Source organism: Candidatus Merdisoma sp. JLR.KK011 (assembly GCF_036941125.1).
Taxonomy (GTDB): Bacteria; Bacillota; Clostridia; order Lachnospirales; family Lachnospiraceae; genus Laedolimicola.
Window position 1 is genome coordinate 678,161 of record NZ_JAYWSZ010000003.1, and the last position, 16,643, is coordinate 694,803.

Below are 16,643 nucleotides of genomic sequence, written 5' to 3' on the forward strand. Positions count from 1 at the left end.
TTTTTTTATGGGTTTATTGTAAAATCTAGATAATAGTTCGGGCAGCCCTTGAGGGAGGTTCTTGAGCATAGGGAAGAGTGAGGGAATGACATGGCCCAGATTGTGTTTGATTGTGTGACGAAGATTTTTGAGCCGGATGATTTGGTGCTGGAGGATATCTCTTTTCGGGTTGAGAAGGGGGAGTTTCTGTTTCTTATCGGGAAGAGCGGGGTGGGGAAATCCAGTATTCTGAAGCTTCTCAGCAGGCAGGAAGAGGTGAGCGGAGGGCGGATTTTTGTGGATGAGCAGGATATCGGCTCTTTGAAGGGACGGGAATTGGCTTTTTTTCGTAGAAAATTCGGGATTATGCAGGCGGACATGAAGTGCCTGCGGGATCGGAATGTGTATGAGAATCTTTTTCTGGTGATGCGGTCCTGTGGATTTTCCCGGAGGGAGAGTAAGAGACGGATTGGGGAGGCCCTCGGACGGGTGGGCATGGCTCACAAGGTCAAGGCATTTCCCCAGGAACTGTCTGTGGGGGAGGAGGCCCGGGTGCTTCTGGCCCGTGCGCTGGCCACAGGGCCGAAGATACTTCTGGCGGATGAACCTACGGCGAATCTGGATCCGGATGCGGCCTGGGATATGATGAATCTGATTAATGATGTGAACCATCAGGGGATTACGGTGATTGTCAGCAGTCATTCGGTGGATCTGGTGAATATTATGCGGAAGCGGGTGCTCACCCTGGTGGAGGGGATGCTTGTTTCGGATGAAAAGAATGCGGGTTACAGCTCGAAAGCCCTGGACATTTTTGAGGAACGGCGGATTCGGCAGCTCCGGGAAGGAAAATCTGAAAAATTTTAAAGATTTTTTAAATTTTTTGTTATTTATCTTTCTAAAGAACCGATATATTATATAAGAATAACCAGCGTACTACTCTGTCCAAAGGCAGGACGGACAGTTGTGCACTGGCAATTGGTATCTTTAAAAGAAGTCAGCAGTGTTTTTAAAGGTAACAGTTCCTGTTATTTCGAAAAGATAGATTTGAAAGGGGGCAATGGATATGGCAGTTGGCAGGATAGGTTCATCCATGAGCTATATGAACTATACATCCTCCATCAATCAGCTTCGGCTTCAGCAGGCGCTCAATAACTATCATTCAAACCGCCAGGCTGTCACTCCAGTGAATCGTGTAAACCGGACCTATAAGGATTCCAGTCTGAATTTTCTTAAGAATTATAATTCTAAGATGACGGATCTGATGCAGTCGGCGAATTCGCTGCGGGGATCGAATTCCTCCGGCGCAGCGAACACGAAAAAACTTGGAAGCTCTAATAACAGTGTATTGACGGCGAAGGAGCGTTTTGGCAGCGGCTTCGGGCAGAAGCTTTCCGTCAATGTGAGCCAGGTGGCAAAGGCCCAGATGAATCAGAGCGCAGGGGTGAACGCAAAAGCGAAAGCGTCCTCGGGCATGAATTTCAGCATTCGGTCCAAGAGCGCTTCCGGCGGAGTGTCCAATGTATTCGTGCAGGTGGATGCCCGTAAGAAGGACGGCGGTCTAAGAACCAACCAGGAGATGCTGGAAGAAGCGGCCAGCCAGATTAACCGGGCGAAGAGCGGTGTGCAGGCGAGTGTTGTTGTGAAGGATGGAGAGGCATCGCTTCAGATTACAGGGAGAAAGACCGGGGAAGGCAATACCTTCCAGGTAAACGGGGACACCGGGATTGCAAAGGGCTTGAGCGAGACGGCTCAGGAAGCCCAGAATGCGAAGTACTCTGTGACAGAGAACGGTGCAAGCCGCAATTACATTTCCTCTACCAATGAGATTTCTTTGGATATGGGAAGGATTCAGGCCACCCTCAAGAAGGAAGGAACGGCGGATATTGAGCCTCAGGAGGACAATGAGAGCCTGATTTCCGGTGTGGAGGATTTGGTCAATCACTACAATAAAACCGTGGATTTTCTTCGGAGCAACGCAGGCCAGGGAGCGGAGGTCAGCCGGCAGCTTCGGAATATGGTGAGAAGCTTAGGTTCCGAGCAGTCTCTTGAGATGGCCGGAATTACCGCCAACAAGGATGGAACACTTTCCTTTGACAAGGAGAAGCTTGCGAAGAATCTGGAGGAGGATGAGGCTCTGGTGCGGGATGTGATTTCCGGCAGGAACGGCATTGCCCAGGCAGCCTTTGACAGGGGAAGCGCCGGACTTCGGGCCAATTCCGCCGGATTGGTGCAAGAGAGTGTGAGGCAGGCGGAGAGCAGCCAGAATACGGACGGCTATCATTTTTTGAATACGTTTTCCAAAGCAGGCGCTTATAATCTGAGTAATTATATGGCCCTTGGGCTGATGATGGATTATTTCGTATAAAAGAAAAGGGCCGGGAAAGGCGGCCCTTCTTCTTGTGTCTGAAGAAGCAGAATGAAAGACACAGGGAACCGCTTTGCATAGGCAGAAGGCTTTGCAGGCGGAATTCTTTAATAGGAAGAGAGAGATTCCTTTGATGAACGTATTACAGCAGGATCGCCGGTATCTGCTTTTGCTGGTATCGGCAGTCATGAATCAGAAGAAGGTTCCTGCCATGTCGGGCAGTTTGATGCCTTGGAGAACCATCTACCGGCTGGCAGACATCAATCAGGTCGCAAATCTGTGCTGGCTGGGTATCCTGGGATTAAGCTCAGAGATAGATAAAGAGATCAAAGGCCTGTTTTATGAGAGCTATCAGAGGGAGTTAAAGAATGTTTCCGGTTATCAGAGTGCGGAGGAAGTGCTGATCTGGCAGCTGGAGCGCAAACAGATACATTTTCTGATTCTGGAGGGAAAGGACCTGCGGGAGCTGTATCCTCAGAAAGAAATGCGTAAGATGGATTGCATCAGCATTCTGGTTCCCAAGGGGGATCTGGTACGCATTGATACTATTATGCGGAGCATGGACTATGAGCCCCAGGAGAACCGTGAGGATGAGGGCATTTTATACTATAAAATACCAGGCATCTATGTGAAGTTCTATGATAAAATAAAGTTTGTGAATCTGAAACTGGAGCGTTACTTTGATTCGCCGGTGCGCATGTATTCCAAGAAAAAGGGGTATCGGTATCTCAGGTGTTTTGACAAAGAGGAGGCTTACCTGTACATGGCAGGCAGGGCGGCCAATGATTACGCTCTTGGCAGAGCCACGGTCCGGACAGTCCTGGACTTCTGGCTGTATGAGAAGGCCCACAAGGAAGAACTGAACTGGCCCTATGTGGATAAGGTGCTTAAGCGGCATAAGATTCTGGAATTCTCGGAGCGTCTTTTGAAGCTGGGAGATATCTGGTTTCAGAACGGAATCAGCAGCGAGATGGATATCTACAATGCTATGGAGGCTTACATTCTCTCAAAAGGGGAACAGGGGAGACAGTTAAGCGGAAAAATTCTTCCGCTGCTGCAGGATGTAGCAGATTTTTATAAAAGAGACCGGCGGAGGGAGTGGATGAAACGGGAAAAGGAAGCCTTATTTCCGCCCAGGGACTATATGGCAGGCATGTTTCCGGTTCTGAAAAAATTTCCGTGGCTGTATGGGCTTTGCTGTCTCCTTCGTTTATGGAGAATCTGGTTTTCCAAGGTGAAGCAGTTTTTTGCAGAAAAACGAGACCAGCTCAAGGCAAAGCTGACGCGGAAAAAAGACGCTGAGGAAGCGCCGCCGGATTCACAGGAAGAACATGAAAATAATATAAGAATGGAGTAAGACATGAAGAATTTAAAGATTTCACAAAAGCTGATTGTTTCCTTTGGAACGATTTTGTTGATCAGCATCATACTGGTGGTACTCTCCATAACGGCTTTACGCTCCATCGGAAGTAAATCACACCAGATGTTTGAGGGACCCTTTGTGGCGGCTACGGAAGGCATGAGTGTAGCCGAGAAGATGTACAATGTCTGGGGAAGCCTGAATGCAGCTCTGGTAGAAGAGGATCTGGCAAAATATGCGGATCGGATCAACGCAAGCGCTACGGAAGTCGTTGCAGGCTTGAACAAGCTTCAGGAGATTTCCGGTTCCTCCGGCGGGGCTGTAAAGGATCTTCTGGACGACAGCGGTGAAGCCCAGGCCCTCATCGGGGAGATCATAGGGCTCATGGAGCAGGGAAACTGGGAGGAAGCCCGGGCACTGCTCACAGGAGATTTTTCTGAAATTTTTACCAGGAGTTCCGCTGCGGCAGAGGCTATCTATAAGGAGGCCAATGAAGCGGCAGAGGATATGAACAAGTCTGTCAATAATACGACCAACAATGCGGCTCTCTTTCTTTTGGCCCTGCTGGTTCTGGCCGTTCTCATTGCAGTGGGAATTATGGCGATCCTGATTAAGGGACTGACCCGGCCTATCTATGAATTGGAGAAGACAGCCCAGGCTATTTCTACCGGAAATATTGAAAATCATGTTACATATGAATCCAAGGATGAGCTTGGCGTTCTGGCGGACAGCTTCCGCAAGACAAGCGAGGTGCTTTCTGCAGTGATTCAGGATATCTCCTATCTGATGAACGAGATGGCAAAGGGAAATCTGGATATCCGTACCAAGGCGGAGAATTATTATGTGGGTGATTTCCAGGCAATTCTGTTGTCTATCCGTGAGATGAATAAGTATCTGAGCACAACACTCCTTCGGATCAACGATGCCAGCGATCAAGTGGCCAGCGGCTCCGATCAGGTATCCAGCGGCGCCCAGGGGCTTTCCCAGGGAGCTACGGAGCAGGCAAGCGCAGTGGAGCAGCTTGCAGCTTCTATCAATGATATATCCAGCCAGGTAAAGCAGACCTCCGAGAATGCCAAGAAGGCAAGCGAGCAGGTGGAGAATGCGGGAGCGGATCTTCAGATTTCCAACCAGAAGATGGAGGAGATGATTGCGGCTATGTCCGAGATCAGCGATCGTTCCGGCGAGATCGGCAAGATTATCAAGACCATCGAGGATATTGCATTCCAGACCAATATCCTGGCGCTGAATGCGGCGGTAGAGGCGGCGAGAGCGGGAAGCGCCGGCAAGGGCTTTGCAGTAGTGGCGGACGAAGTGCGCAATCTGGCCTCCAAGAGTGCGGAGGCGGCACAGAATACAACCCACTTGATCGAAGGCTCCATGCAGGCGGTGGACAACGGAACAAGGATTGCAGGCAGTACGGCGGAGGCGCTCTTGTCTACGGTAGAGAGTACCAGGAATGCGGTAGAGCTGGTGGAAAAGATCACCCGTGCCGCAGAGAACCAGGCGAATTCCATCCAGGAGATTACGCAGGGCATGGATCAGATTTCCAGCGTGGTCCAGACCAATTCCGCAACGGCTCAGGAGAGCGCGGCGGCCAGCGAGGAGCTGTCCAGCCAGTCTCAGATGCTCAAGGAGCTTACAGGCCGCTTTACCTTGAGAAGGGATTAAGCTGCGGTTCGCTCTGCGAACAGTGAAGGGATGATACAGTTTTAGAAAAAAATATTTGTTTTCTGTGGACAAAGAAGCAAATTCGCAGTATGATAAAATAGAGTGTTGAATACTGCACAATAAAGAGGAAAAGAAGGGGAAAGACATGTTAAAGAACTTGAAAATCAGAAGTAGATTGCTGGTAAGCTATGCCATTGTTCTGGTGCTGACGGTTATTATTTCCGTGACGGCGATTTCCAAGCTGAACAGTGCGAACCAGAACCTGCATAATTTCTCAAACGGCGCTATGACCGCCAGAAGCTATGTGCGCAACAGCCGGATGAGCACCAACACAGCAGCCCGGTATCTGCGTGATATGGCTATTTCCAAAGACAATGCAACCTTAGAAGCCAATGCTAAGAAGGTGGATGATCTGATTGCATCCATCCGCAGTGATATTGCCTCCTTGAAGGAAATGAACCTTCTGGATGCAAATGAGGTTAATACATATTCCTCACTGATGGAGGAGTGGATTGTCATTGGCGGAAGAGTAGAGGAAAGCCTGAGAGCCGAGGCAGCAGCCGGCAATTCCAATACCACAGGAATGACGGAATCCCAGCGGATACTGGTGGAAGAGTGTACGCCGACTCTGGATAAACTAGTTGCCCAGGCTATGGTTCTGGATGACGCTACGGCAGTGCTCCAGGACGAGACGCTGGATGAGAGCGTGAAGTCTACGAACCAGGATATGATTCTTGTTGTTGTTCTTTTGATTGCATCGGTTATCCTTGCATTCTTTATCAGCATTAAGGTGACGGCTTCCATTGTAAGACCTATCGCAGAGGTGGAGAGCGCCGCAAAGAACCTGTCCAGAGGCTTGATTAAGAATGATTTGGCTTATACGGGCAGAGATGAGATCGGCACTCTGGTGGATAACTTTAAGGTGACTTTTAAGGCTCTGGACGCTATGATTACAGACTTGAACCGTCTGATGGCTGAGATGGCCAAGGGCAATTTCAACGTCCGCACAGCGGCAGAAGAATACTACGTAGGTGATTTTGCACCCCTTTTGGTTTCTATCCGGAAAATGAGTTCCAATTTAAGTACGACCCTGAGCCGTATCAATGAGGCTTCCGACCAGGTTGCAAGCGGATCCGATCAGGTATCCAGCGGAGCCCAGGCTCTTTCCCAGGGAGCTACGGAGCAGGCCAGCTCGATTCAGCAGCTTGCAGCATCCATCAATGAGATTTCTCAGAAGGTGGTACAGACGGCACAGAATTCCCAGATTGCCAGCGAGCAGGTGGGCAAGGCCGGTGAGGAGCTGACCATTTCCAACCAGAGAATGCAGGATATGATTGCGGCTATGTCCCAGATCAGCCAGAGCTCCAACGAGATTGGAAAGATTATTAAGACCATTGAGGATATTGCATTCCAGACTAACATTCTTGCTCTGAATGCGGCTGTAGAGGCAGCCCGGGCAGGAAGCGCAGGCAAGGGCTTCGCTGTTGTGGCGGATGAAGTGCGGAATCTGGCTTCCAAGAGTGCGGAAGCTGCTAAGAATACCACAGCTCTCATTGAGGAATCCATTCATGCAGTGGAGAATGGTACGAAGATTGCCGACAGCACAGCCAACGCCCTTGTGATGACTGTGGAGAGCACCAAGGTTGCAGTAGACGTTGTGGATAAGATTACGCAGGCTACGACAGAGCAGTCCAATGCTATCCAGGAGGTAACCCAGGGAATCGACCAGATCTCCAGCGTGGTCCAGACCAATTCCGCTACGGCAGAGCAGAGTGCGGCAGCCAGCGAGGAGCTGTCCAGCCAGGCAGAGATGCTCAAGAGCCAGGTAAGACGTTTCAAGCTTCGTTCTGATGTTTCTGCTGCGTCTGTTACCTATGAGGAGGAGCCGGCGCCGGCTATGGACATGGGGATGGATACGGCTTATGATTCCGATCCGGTTGTTTCCGCATCTTCTTCCAGCAAGGAGAGTTATAGCTCTTACTATACGGGAGATAACAACAGCAAGTATTAAAAAGAACGATTCTTATAAAAAAGAGGCCGCTCTTTCGTGGTATAGTTTTCCACGAAAGGGCGGTTTCTTTGTGACGAATGATGGTTATAAGGAGAGGCAGTCCGGTCGATAGTTTTAATAGAGGAGTTTAGGCTTATTCTTGGAGAGAATGCTGCCGGAAAGGCTTTGGCAGATTTTTCCGGGATATTTTCAATATGAGGCGAGGGGTATGGAGAAAGTTGGTACAAGTACAAAGGGGGCTGAGCTTCAGACGCTGCCGGCTCCTACGGGAGCGGAAAACAGGGCGGCAAGAAAGCTGATGGAGCTGGAGGCCGGGCAGGTTCTGGTGGCACAGGCTGCAAAGCAGGCGGAGGAAGCAAGAGCAAAGCTTGAGGAAGAGCGTCTTGAGACCAGGGAAAAGGAACAGGAAAGGGAACAGCGTGATACGCCGGAGCTTTCCAGGCAGAGCAGATGGTTCGGATTGGAGGGGAAGCTTCTGACAGAAGCAAATCTCAGATGGATCCTGGAGATGGAGCAGGAGCTCTGGGAGGCTCTTTTGAACTGGCAGCCTTCGCCTTCAGGAGATTTATCCAAGGAGCTGGAGGAACTGTCCCGTCTGTATCTGGCTCTTCTGGAGGCTGTGCTGATTCATACGACAGGAGCGGAGCAGACGGAACAGAAAGGGCGGCTGGACGGTATACTCTCTGAGAAGCTGAATCTGGTTCTGGAGGTTCGGCTTAAGAATCTTGTTTCCCTTTTGGAACGGGTGGGACAGAGGGAGACAATTGACTATATCCGCTGCAGTTTGTATAAGCGGACTACAGGGGAGAATATTTCTCCCAGGGAGGCAAAACGGTTTTTTTCACTGGGGAGCAGTACTGGGAAAGGGCATGAGGCTGCCACTGCTTCCCATACTGTGACAAGGGGGACAGGGAAGGCCTTTGGCGAGGAGGGAAGCGTGTATCGCTCCTATGGCGGAAGGGATGTGCGTGTCAGCCAGGAGTTTGACGCTCACAGGAAATCAGGCCAGATGGAGATGAATCAGCGGAATCTGGCATCCGGTGAAGTCCGTGGCGGAAGCCGGGAGAGTAGGAGCTTTGGGGTCGGCGAGCTTGTTCGGGCGGATGCTTTTGCCAGGCATTTAAGCGAGAGCGGGCGGCTTCTTGAAGGTATGGGAACTTTGAAGGGGAACCAGGAGGCTGCAGGGTATCTGGCGGCCCTTACTTCCATAAAGGGAGAGATCTATCTTTCAGGAGGCAGGCAGTCCGGGGAGATGGCTTTGCCTGTGAAAAATCTGGTGAATCAGATGGTGGATTACTACCTCAATCAGAAGGGGGCTTATGAGGCCTATTACCATACGGTTGGGATTTACGAGAAGACGAAGGATCCCCAGAAGGCAGCTGCCGAGGGGCTTGTCTTTGCTTACCGTCTTTTTCTGGAGAAGAAGGGGGAGGCGTCTTATAGAAATCAGAAAGCCTATTCAGAGGAAGCCGGTTTTTTTCAGATGCTTGGAGGCCGGACCCTGGATGAAGACCTTCAAAGGGGAGTGCGGCTTCTGGAGAAGAACTGGAGGGACTTTCTTTCTGCTTTGGGGCAGGAGGGGAAAGGGATTACGCTTCGGATGCAGAGATATAGTCCCTGGGGGGCTGTGATGGAGGCGGAGGAGCGCAGGAAGGCCAGGGATCAGAAGGCGGAGAAGGTATTTTTCAGGCAGATGCTTGTGGCTGCTGGGATTGTGGCGATTTATCTGGTCTGGAAGGTGTTTTTTGCCTGAAATTTTATACGGATTTTGGGAGAACACTTATTTTTTTCCAGGTAAGGGTCGATATAATGTATATAGAAAATAAATGCTTTTAGTACTTAACAAGAAAGGAGGAAATTGGTTTGAGACTTGAAGATAATTATTATCAGAATGTCCAGACAACTTCCGGATATGCTCCCGTTAATGTGAATAATGCGGTTAAGGCTGCGGAGGTGGCACAGAAAGAGGATCAGAAGGCTGTGGATGCCGTTTCCGGCGCAGCTGCGAAGCCGAATACGGATCGGGCGGAGTTTAGCAAGGATTCCCAGGTTACGAAGAAGATGAGTGATTCTGAGCGCGCATCTCTGGTGAACAGCTTGAAGGCTGATTTGGAGAATCAGACGACCCGCTTTACGAACATGATGATGCAGGTGTTCAATAAGCAGGGAATCACTGGTCTGCAGGCAGGCAGCGATGACTTCTGGAGGACAATCGCCAGCGGTAATTTTACGGTGGATGCCAAGACGAAGGCTGAGGCCCAGGCTGCTATCTCGGAGGATGGCTACTGGGGAGTGAAGCAGACTTCTCAGAGACTCTTTGATTTTGCACAGGCTCTTGCAGGAGATGATCCGGCGAAGATGGAGAAGATGCAGAAGGCGATTGAGAAGGGCTTTGAGCAGGCTGAGGAAGCTTGGGGCGGATCTTTGCCTTCTATCTCTGGTGAGACTTATAAGGCGGTGAATGATCTGTTTAGTGAGTATTATGAGAAGACTGGGAAGTAGGGAGCTGCTTTCGTGGAAAAGAGCTGTCGGGGGGACCGGATGGCTCTTTTTTTTTGTGTGTGGACGAAAAATAAGCCGGCAGCCTTTTCCGTATCCCCCGCAATAAGGAATCCTCCCGCCTTGCGGGGGATACGGAAAAGGCTGCCGGCTTATTTTCCTGGTTGTTGGCTGGGGTTGAGTATAGTTAGTCTGATTGAATGGGGTTTGGTTTTCTGGCTCCAACGGAGCCGGGTTAGAAGGTTACTGGTTCGGATAGGGTTATTTGGTCGGTGGTGATTGGGGCGGCTTCGGCTGGGGTGAGGCTGCCTGGGGCGGGGATTTCGGAGGAGACGGGGAGTTGGGGATTGCTGGCTTGGGATAGATATTGCTTGAGCCTTCGGATTTCCCGGTCAGCGGCGTCGCCTTCTTCTACGATTTTTTTGTCTAGGCGTATTCTTTTGGCTTGCTTTTTCTTTAGCTCGTTTTGGAGTTCTCTTGCTTTGGTTTCTTCCTGGCGTTTTATGGCGCGCTGCCTTTTGAGTTTGAGAAGTGTTTCTTTGTCTAGGTGGCGTAATTTCTGGCGGCTGCGGATGGAGAGTTTTTGGAGGGCGCGGACGGCTTTCTGGGCTTTTGCGCGCTCTTTGTCATCTCCCATGCAGGCGATCAGGCGGAGTGAGGCTATGTTTCGGTAGATCTCGCTCATTACGGACTGAACCAGGGCTTTGTCGCCGGCCCGGGCCAGCTTTCGGTGGAGTTCTCCTGTTTCGTAGGAAACATTGGAGGATACTTTGAATTTTTGTGAGCTGTTGGCCTTGGCTTCTTTTAGGCTTTCCAGCATTTTGGCTATGGTTTCGGTTTCTGAGTCTTTTTTTTCGTCTTTTTCGTTGATTTTCCAGGAGACGGCCTGTTTTTCGCTTAGGAATACGCCGGCGGCGTGGTTTTCGGACAGCATAAGAACGGAGGCCAGAAGCATGGTCTTGCAGTTCTCGAATTCTTTATCGCTGCTGCCCATACGGGCGATGAAGGATTCGGATAGAAGGAGATGCTTTCCCTGGCCTAAGGCTGCGGCTTTTTCTTTTAGATTCAGAAAGTCGCTGTCCGGAACGATCTCAAAGGTGATGCCGGGAAAGCTTTTGGCTAACTGGTCTAAGAGCTTCTGGGTCCGGGCATCGGGACTGACGGAAGGCGGATCGGTGAGATCTGCTTGATCTTTTATGACGGTGTTCTGCTTTTGGCTGGTTTTAGATACTGGTTCGGACAGAGAGCGCAGTGTAGTGCGGCTGTTCTGCCACAGTCTGGTTTCCTGGTAATGACTGGTAACAGGCTTCATAGAATTCCCCCCTTTCGTTCTATTAACCTGACGTATTGACGATAGTTTCTTATTTATTCTTTCGACAGGTTTTTGAAGGAGCATAAGGGGAAAAGGCCTGCGGAAAAAAGAATTGTGTGGATTCTCCTTTGTTTTTCGTCTTGAAAATATATGGAAAATGTGTATACTAATAGAAGTATGTATTTGAGCCGCGGTAACAGCGTGGTTATGAAGGATAAGAGAGATTAGAGATAAGGACAATATGAAATGGCTGATTATGTAAAAGAGATTGAGAAGAGAAGGACGTTTGCCATCATTTCCCATCCGGATGCTGGTAAGACTACGCTGACGGAGAAGTTTCTGCTGTACGGAGGAGCTATCAACCTGGCCGGTTCGGTTAAGGGGAAGGCTACGGCACGTCATGCGGTGTCGGACTGGATGGAGATTGAGAAGGAGAGGGGTATTTCTGTCACTTCCTCGGTTCTTCAGTTTGAATATGACAATTACTGTATTAATATTCTGGACACGCCGGGGCATCAGGACTTTTCTGAGGATACTTACCGGACGCTGATGGCGGCTGATTCAGCGGTGATGGTGATTGACGGCTCTAAGGGTGTGGAGGCTCAGACCAGGAAGCTGTTTAAGGTATGTGCCATGCGGCATATTCCGATTTTTACTTTTATCAATAAGATGGACCGGGATGCTATGGATATCTTTGAGCTTCTGGATGATATTGAAAATGAACTTGGCATTGCCACCTGCCCGGTGAACTGGCCGATTGGTTCCGGCAAGGCCTTCAAGGGTGTGTTTGACCGGAATACAAGGAAGGTTCTGCTGTTTTCGGACACGGAAAAGGGAACGAAGGAGGGGCAGGAGCTGGAGCTTGATCTGGAGGATCCGAAGCTTGAAGGAATTCTGGATCCAGGGCAGAAGGAAAAGCTTTTCGAGGATATTGAGCTTCTGGACGGTGCAAGTGCGGAGTTTGATCAGGCTCAGGTGAGTAAGGGAGAGCTTTCGCCGGTGTTTTTCGGATCGGCTTTGACGAATTTCGGCGTGGAGACTTTTTTGAAGCATTTTTTAGAGATGACGACTTCTCCGCTTCCAAGGCGGGCGGATATCGGGGTGGTTGATCCCATGAAGGAGGAGTTCTCTGCCTTTGTATTTAAGATTCAGGCGAATATGAATAAGGCTCACCGGGATCGGATTGCGTTTATGCGCATCTGCTCCGGTAAGTTTACGGCCGGCATGGAGGTAAATCATGTCCAGGGGGGGAAGAAGCTCCGTCTGTCGCAGCCTCAGCAGATTATGGCCCAGGATCGGAAGATTGTGGAGGAGGCTTATGCCGGAGATATTATCGGTGTGTTTGATCCGGGGATCTTTTCTATAGGGGATACGATCTGTATGCCGGGGAAGAAGATCCAGTATGAGGGGATTCCTACCTTTGCGCCGGAGCATTTTGCCAGGGTGCGGCAGATGGATACCATGAAGCGGAAGCAGTTTGTGAAGGGGATTGAGCAGATTGCCCAGGAGGGCGCGATCCAGATTTTCCAGGAGTATAATACGGGTATGGAGGAGATTATCGTGGGCGTGGTAGGCGTCCTGCAGTTTGACGTGCTCAAGTACCGCCTGGAAAATGAGTATAATGTGGAGATTAAGCTGGAGCCTCTGCCCTATGAGCATATCCGGTGGATCGAGAATGAAGAGATTGATATGGGGAAGCTTGTGGGAACTTCGGATATGAAGAAAATCAAGGATTTGAAGGGACGTCCGCTGCTTATCTGGGCCAATGCGTGGAGTGTGGGCATGACCCTGGATCGGAATCCAGGGCTGGTGCTTTCGGAGTTTGGAAGGTAGTGGGCCGGAATCCGCCGCAGACTGGCTGAATTTTTATGGATGGAAGTTAGAGTAAAGATTGAATAATTGGATATTCTATGTTATGATTATGACAGATTTGGAATTGAAATCTAAATTTGCCATAAAAATAGGCGGAAGGGAGGCGGTGAGATATGGATTATATTTCAAGAGCCTTGGAGGACAGACTGCGCAGATATGAAAAAGCATATAAAGCAACCCTGGTGACAGGAGCGCGTCAGGTAGGAAAATCTACTCTGCTGAAAAAAGTGTTTCCGGACAGAAAATATGTATCTTTGGATGATCCTTTTCTGGAACAACAGGCAAAAGAAGCGGGAAATATGTTTTTGACATTAAATCCCCCTCCCGTCACCATTGATGAAGTGCAAAGGGCCAAAGAACTGTTTCGCTATATTAAGCTTAAATGTGATGAAAGCGAGGAAAATGGATTGTTCTGCCTGTCGGGTTCACAGCCCTTTCATCTGATGCAGAATATATCGGAATCTTTATCCGGACGAATCGGCATTATGGAGCTTGCCGGTTTGTCTATGCGGGAATGTATGGGTGACGGATTTAATAAGCATTTTCTTCCTACATTGGAATATGTGGCAGAGCGAAGGAAAACGCTGCAGAAACCAGAGAATATCTGGGAAATGATTCATAAGGGAGGATATCCGGAACTCCAGGATGGAAATAAAGAGTGGAGTTCGTTTTACGCAGACTATGTAAAGACTTATATAGAGAGGGATGTCAGAGAGTTGGCGGCGGTGCAGGATCTAAATGTTTTCAGGCAGTTTATGATTGCGGCTGCAGCAAGAACCGGAGAGATATTGAATTATTCTGCTATTGCATCCGAGATTGGGAAAGATGTGGGGACAGTAAAAAAGTGGATGTCTATTTTAGAGGCATCCGGAATTGTTTATTTGTTAGAACCTTTTACCTCTAACATTTTGAAAAGAGCAATTAAATCACCGAAGCTTTATTTTCGGGATACCGGACTGGTCTGCTATCTTACGAGATGGCTGACCTCTGAAAATCTTGCTTATGGAGCCATGAGCGGGCCTGTTTTTGAAACCTTTGTTGTGTCCGAGATTTTGAAATCATATGCAAACGAAGGTCTGGACTATCGCTATTTTGTATCTTATTATCGCGGACGTGACAAGAAGAGGGTGAAAAAGGATGGGGAAACTTTGGAAATAGAGGCGGAGATCGATTTAATTATTGAAGAAAATGGAATCTTATATCCAATTGAGATAAAGAAAAATACACAGGCAAAGGCTATTATGACGTCGGCATTCGCCGTATTAGATGAAATCTCCGGAAAAAAGAGAGGAATGGGAGCGGTCATATGCAATTGTCCGGATGTTGGAGCGCTTAGGGAAAATATACTGCAGATACCGGTCTGGTATATTTGATATATTTTACTTGACAGAAGCAAGGTTTTTTGCTATCCTTGAACAATGATATAGAGAAATGCAAGGATGAGGAGTAGTACAGTTCCCTCGGCGTTCAGAGAGCTGCTGGCTGGTGTGAAGCAGTGGATGAGGGTATTGGAACTGACCTCTGAGCGGCTGTTCCAAATCTCCGTTTCCGGGGAGAGTAGATGCAGACGGAGCCCGACCGTTACAGCGGGGAGGATATAAGGTTTAGGGAGCTTCCCTTAGAACCCGTATCTGATGAGTGTGTGATAATCACAAACCAGAGTGGTACCGCGTAAGGCAGAGCTTACAGCCTTTCGTCTCTGAATACAGTATATGCTGTAGGGGAGACGGAAGGCTTTTTTGTGTACTTTATTGTAGGAAAGGGTATCACATGCAGTCAGGCTTCTGCCGTCCAGAGGAATTTTTTTATATCAGATTTTATGCCCGGGCGCTCTTTTGTCTGTGAGGCCTTTCCCGATGGAAAGCCGGAAAACAGAGCTTTCGGGTATCAATAAAAAAGGAGAGAGAAAAAGATGATGAATCACAACAAGTATCAAAGGCAGTATTTCTTACCCCCTTATAAATGCATGAAATGGGCGGAAAAGGATTATGTGGAAAAAGCCCCCATATGGTGCAGCGTGGACTTAAGAGACGGCAACCAGGCTCTGGTGGTGCCTATGACATTGGAACAGAAGGTGGGCTTTTTCAAGCTTCTCTGTAAGGTAGGCTTTAAGGAGATTGAGGTCGGATTCCCTGCGGCTTCCGAGACGGAGTATACATTTCTCAGAACCTTGATTGAGCAGGATCTGATTCCCGATGATGTGACGATTCAGGTTCTGACCCAGGCCAGGGAGCATATTATCCGCAAGACCTTTGAAGCGCTTGAGGGAGCAAAGAAGGCTGTGGTTCATGTGTACAATTCTACTTCTGTAGCACAGCGGGAGCAGGTGTTCCACAAGTCAAAGGAGGAGATTCTTAAGATTGCCGTGGAAGGAGCAGAGCTTCTTAAAAAGCTGACGGATGAGACGGGAGGCAATTATCTTTTTGAGTACAGTCCTGAAAGCTTCACGGGAACGGAGCCGGAGTACGCACTGGAGGTCTGCAATGCAGTTCTGGACGTGTGGAAGCCCACACCGGATAAGAAGGCTATTATTAATCTTCCGGTTACGGTGCAGCATTCCATGCCCCATGTATATGCAAGCCAGATTGAATATATGAGCGAAAATATGAAATACCGTGACAGTGTAGTTCTTTCCCTTCATCCCCACAATGACCGCGGCTGCGGCGTGGCCGATACGGAGATGGGGCTTCTGGCGGGAGCCGACCGTGTGGAGGGCACTCTTTTTGGAAACGGAGAGCGCACCGGCAATGTGGATGTTGTAACGCTGGCGATGAATATGTATTCCCAGGGTGTGGATCCGGAGCTTGATTTCAGCAATATGCCGGAGGTCTGCGAGGCTTATGAGAAGTTTACAGGGATGAAGATCAACGAGAGAAGCCCCTACTCCGGAGCGCTTGTATTTGCGGCCTTTTCCGGTTCACATCAGGATGCTATTGCCAAAGGCATGCATTACCGGGAGGACAACAACTGCCAGAAGTGGACGGTGCCTTATCTGCCCATTGATCCCAGGGATATCACACGGAATTACGACGCGGATGTCATAAGGATTAACAGCCAGTCCGGCAAGGGCGGCGTGGGTTATATCCTGGAGCAGAATTTTGGCCTGAATCTGCCGCCGAAGATGCGGGAGGCCATGGGATATGCGGCCAAGGAGGAATCCGATCACAAGAACAAGGAGCTGATGCCGGAGGAGATCTTCGAGCTGTTCAAGCGGAAGTTCGAGAGTCTTACGCATCCCTACAATATCACAGAGGTGCATTTCAAGCAGGTAAACGGTATTACTGCCGAGGTGCATACGGAGCATGAGGGAAGGCAGGAAGTGACTTATGCGGAAGGAAACGGACGTCTCAATGCAGTGAGCAATGCGCTTAAGAAATGCTTCGGCCTTCAGTACAATCTGGTTACTTATCAGGAGCATGCTCTGGAGCAGAGCTCCAGTTCCAGAGCCATTGCCTATGTGGGAATTCAGACGCCGGACGGGAAGCTCTATTGGGGAGCTGCCGTAGATCCCGATATTATCCGGGCATCCATTGACGCTCTGCTGACGGCTATTAACAATTCGGTGTTGTAGGAG

11 protein-coding genes and 1 other annotated feature are annotated in these 16,643 nt (G+C 49.4%); of the genes, 10 read left to right on the forward strand and 1 reads right to left on the reverse strand.

Translation table 11 applies throughout. The features are described from left to right. Positions 1-90: 90 nt before the first annotated feature. From VV089_RS04155 to VV089_RS04185, 7 genes are all read left to right on the forward strand, one after another. Positions 91-843 carry a cell division ATP-binding protein FtsE gene (locus tag VV089_RS04155; protein ID WP_334335057.1) on the forward strand — a complete coding sequence of 251 codons (753 nt, stop codon included), beginning with the start codon at positions 91-93 and terminating at the stop codon, positions 841-843. Between the two features lie 199 nt (positions 844-1,042). Then, positions 1,043-2,344 carry a flagellar filament capping protein FliD gene (gene fliD / locus VV089_RS04160; protein ID WP_334335058.1) on the forward strand — a complete coding sequence of 434 codons (1,302 nt, stop codon included), beginning with the start codon at positions 1,043-1,045 and terminating at the stop codon, positions 2,342-2,344. 133 nt (positions 2,345-2,477) lie between these two features. Then, positions 2,478-3,701 carry a nucleotidyltransferase family protein gene (locus tag VV089_RS04165; RefSeq protein WP_334335059.1) on the forward strand — a complete coding sequence of 408 codons (1,224 nt, stop codon included), beginning with the start codon at positions 2,478-2,480 and terminating at the stop codon, positions 3,699-3,701. A gap of 3 nt (positions 3,702-3,704) precedes the next feature. Next, positions 3,705-5,375 carry a methyl-accepting chemotaxis protein gene (locus tag VV089_RS04170; RefSeq protein WP_334335060.1) on the forward strand — a complete coding sequence of 557 codons (1,671 nt, stop codon included), beginning with the start codon at positions 3,705-3,707 and terminating at the stop codon, positions 5,373-5,375. Between the two features lie 145 nt (positions 5,376-5,520). Next, positions 5,521-7,386 carry a methyl-accepting chemotaxis protein gene (locus tag VV089_RS04175; protein ID WP_172541241.1) on the forward strand — a complete coding sequence of 622 codons (1,866 nt, stop codon included), beginning with the start codon at positions 5,521-5,523 and terminating at the stop codon, positions 7,384-7,386. A gap of 208 nt (positions 7,387-7,594) precedes the next feature. After that, complete coding sequence (locus VV089_RS04180) at positions 7,595-9,139, forward strand: hypothetical protein (protein WP_334335061.1); 1,545 nt, start codon at positions 7,595-7,597, stop codon at positions 9,137-9,139. Positions 9,140-9,249: 110 nt separating this feature from the next. Beyond that, positions 9,250-9,888 carry a hypothetical protein gene (locus VV089_RS04185; RefSeq protein ID WP_172541243.1) on the forward strand — a complete coding sequence of 213 codons (639 nt, stop codon included), beginning with the start codon at positions 9,250-9,252 and terminating at the stop codon, positions 9,886-9,888. A gap of 232 nt (positions 9,889-10,120) precedes the next feature. Here the strand turns inward: VV089_RS04185 and VV089_RS04190 are convergent, their stop codons facing one another. Beyond that, positions 10,121-11,197 carry a hypothetical protein gene (locus VV089_RS04190; RefSeq protein ID WP_334335062.1) on the reverse strand — a complete coding sequence of 359 codons (1,077 nt, stop codon included), beginning with the start codon at positions 11,195-11,197 and terminating at the stop codon, positions 10,121-10,123. Positions 11,198-11,443: 246 nt separating this feature from the next. On the opposite strand from VV089_RS04190, the gene VV089_RS04195 reads away from it, so the two are divergent. From VV089_RS04195 to VV089_RS04205, 3 genes are all read left to right on the forward strand, one after another. After that, a complete protein-coding gene (locus VV089_RS04195; protein WP_334335063.1) occupies positions 11,444-13,030 on the forward strand; it encodes a peptide chain release factor 3 in 1,587 nt (528 codons plus the stop codon). A 152-nt stretch (positions 13,031-13,182) separates the two neighbouring features. Next, complete coding sequence (locus VV089_RS04200) at positions 13,183-14,442, forward strand: ATP-binding protein (protein ID WP_172541246.1); 1,260 nt, start codon at positions 13,183-13,185, stop codon at positions 14,440-14,442. Positions 14,443-14,496: 54 nt separating this feature from the next. After that, positions 14,497-14,773, forward strand: a binding site (T-box leader). A gap of 208 nt (positions 14,774-14,981) precedes the next feature. Continuing rightward, positions 14,982-16,640, forward strand: coding sequence for a 2-isopropylmalate synthase (locus VV089_RS04205; protein ID WP_172541247.1), 1,659 nt, complete (start codon positions 14,982-14,984; stop codon positions 16,638-16,640). The last annotated feature ends 3 nt before the right edge of the window (positions 16,641-16,643 follow it).

What these genes read in the sequence shown, in the direction of transcription:
- VV089_RS04170 (WP_334335060.1), top strand. Translation starts at nt 3,705, where the DNA reads ATGAAGAATTTAAAGATTTCACAAAAGCTGATTGTTTCCTTTGGAACG.
- VV089_RS04175 (WP_172541241.1), top strand. Translation starts at nt 5,521, where the DNA reads ATGTTAAAGAACTTGAAAATCAGAAGTAGATTGCTGGTAAGCTATGCC.
- VV089_RS04205 (WP_172541247.1), top strand. Translation starts at nt 14,982, where the DNA reads ATGATGAATCACAACAAGTATCAAAGGCAGTATTTCTTACCCCCTTAT.
- VV089_RS04180 (WP_334335061.1), top strand. Translation starts at nt 7,595, where the DNA reads ATGGAGAAAGTTGGTACAAGTACAAAGGGGGCTGAGCTTCAGACGCTG.
- VV089_RS04155 (WP_334335057.1), top strand. Translation starts at nt 91, where the DNA reads ATGGCCCAGATTGTGTTTGATTGTGTGACGAAGATTTTTGAGCCGGAT.
- VV089_RS04190 (WP_334335062.1), bottom strand. Translation starts at nt 11,197, where the DNA reads ATGAAGCCTGTTACCAGTCATTACCAGGAAACCAGACTGTGGCAGAAC.
- VV089_RS04200 (WP_172541246.1), top strand. Translation starts at nt 13,183, where the DNA reads ATGGATTATATTTCAAGAGCCTTGGAGGACAGACTGCGCAGATATGAA.
- fliD (WP_334335058.1), top strand. Translation starts at nt 1,043, where the DNA reads ATGGCAGTTGGCAGGATAGGTTCATCCATGAGCTATATGAACTATACA.
- VV089_RS04195 (WP_334335063.1), top strand. Translation starts at nt 11,444, where the DNA reads ATGGCTGATTATGTAAAAGAGATTGAGAAGAGAAGGACGTTTGCCATC.
- VV089_RS04165 (WP_334335059.1), top strand. Translation starts at nt 2,478, where the DNA reads ATGAACGTATTACAGCAGGATCGCCGGTATCTGCTTTTGCTGGTATCG.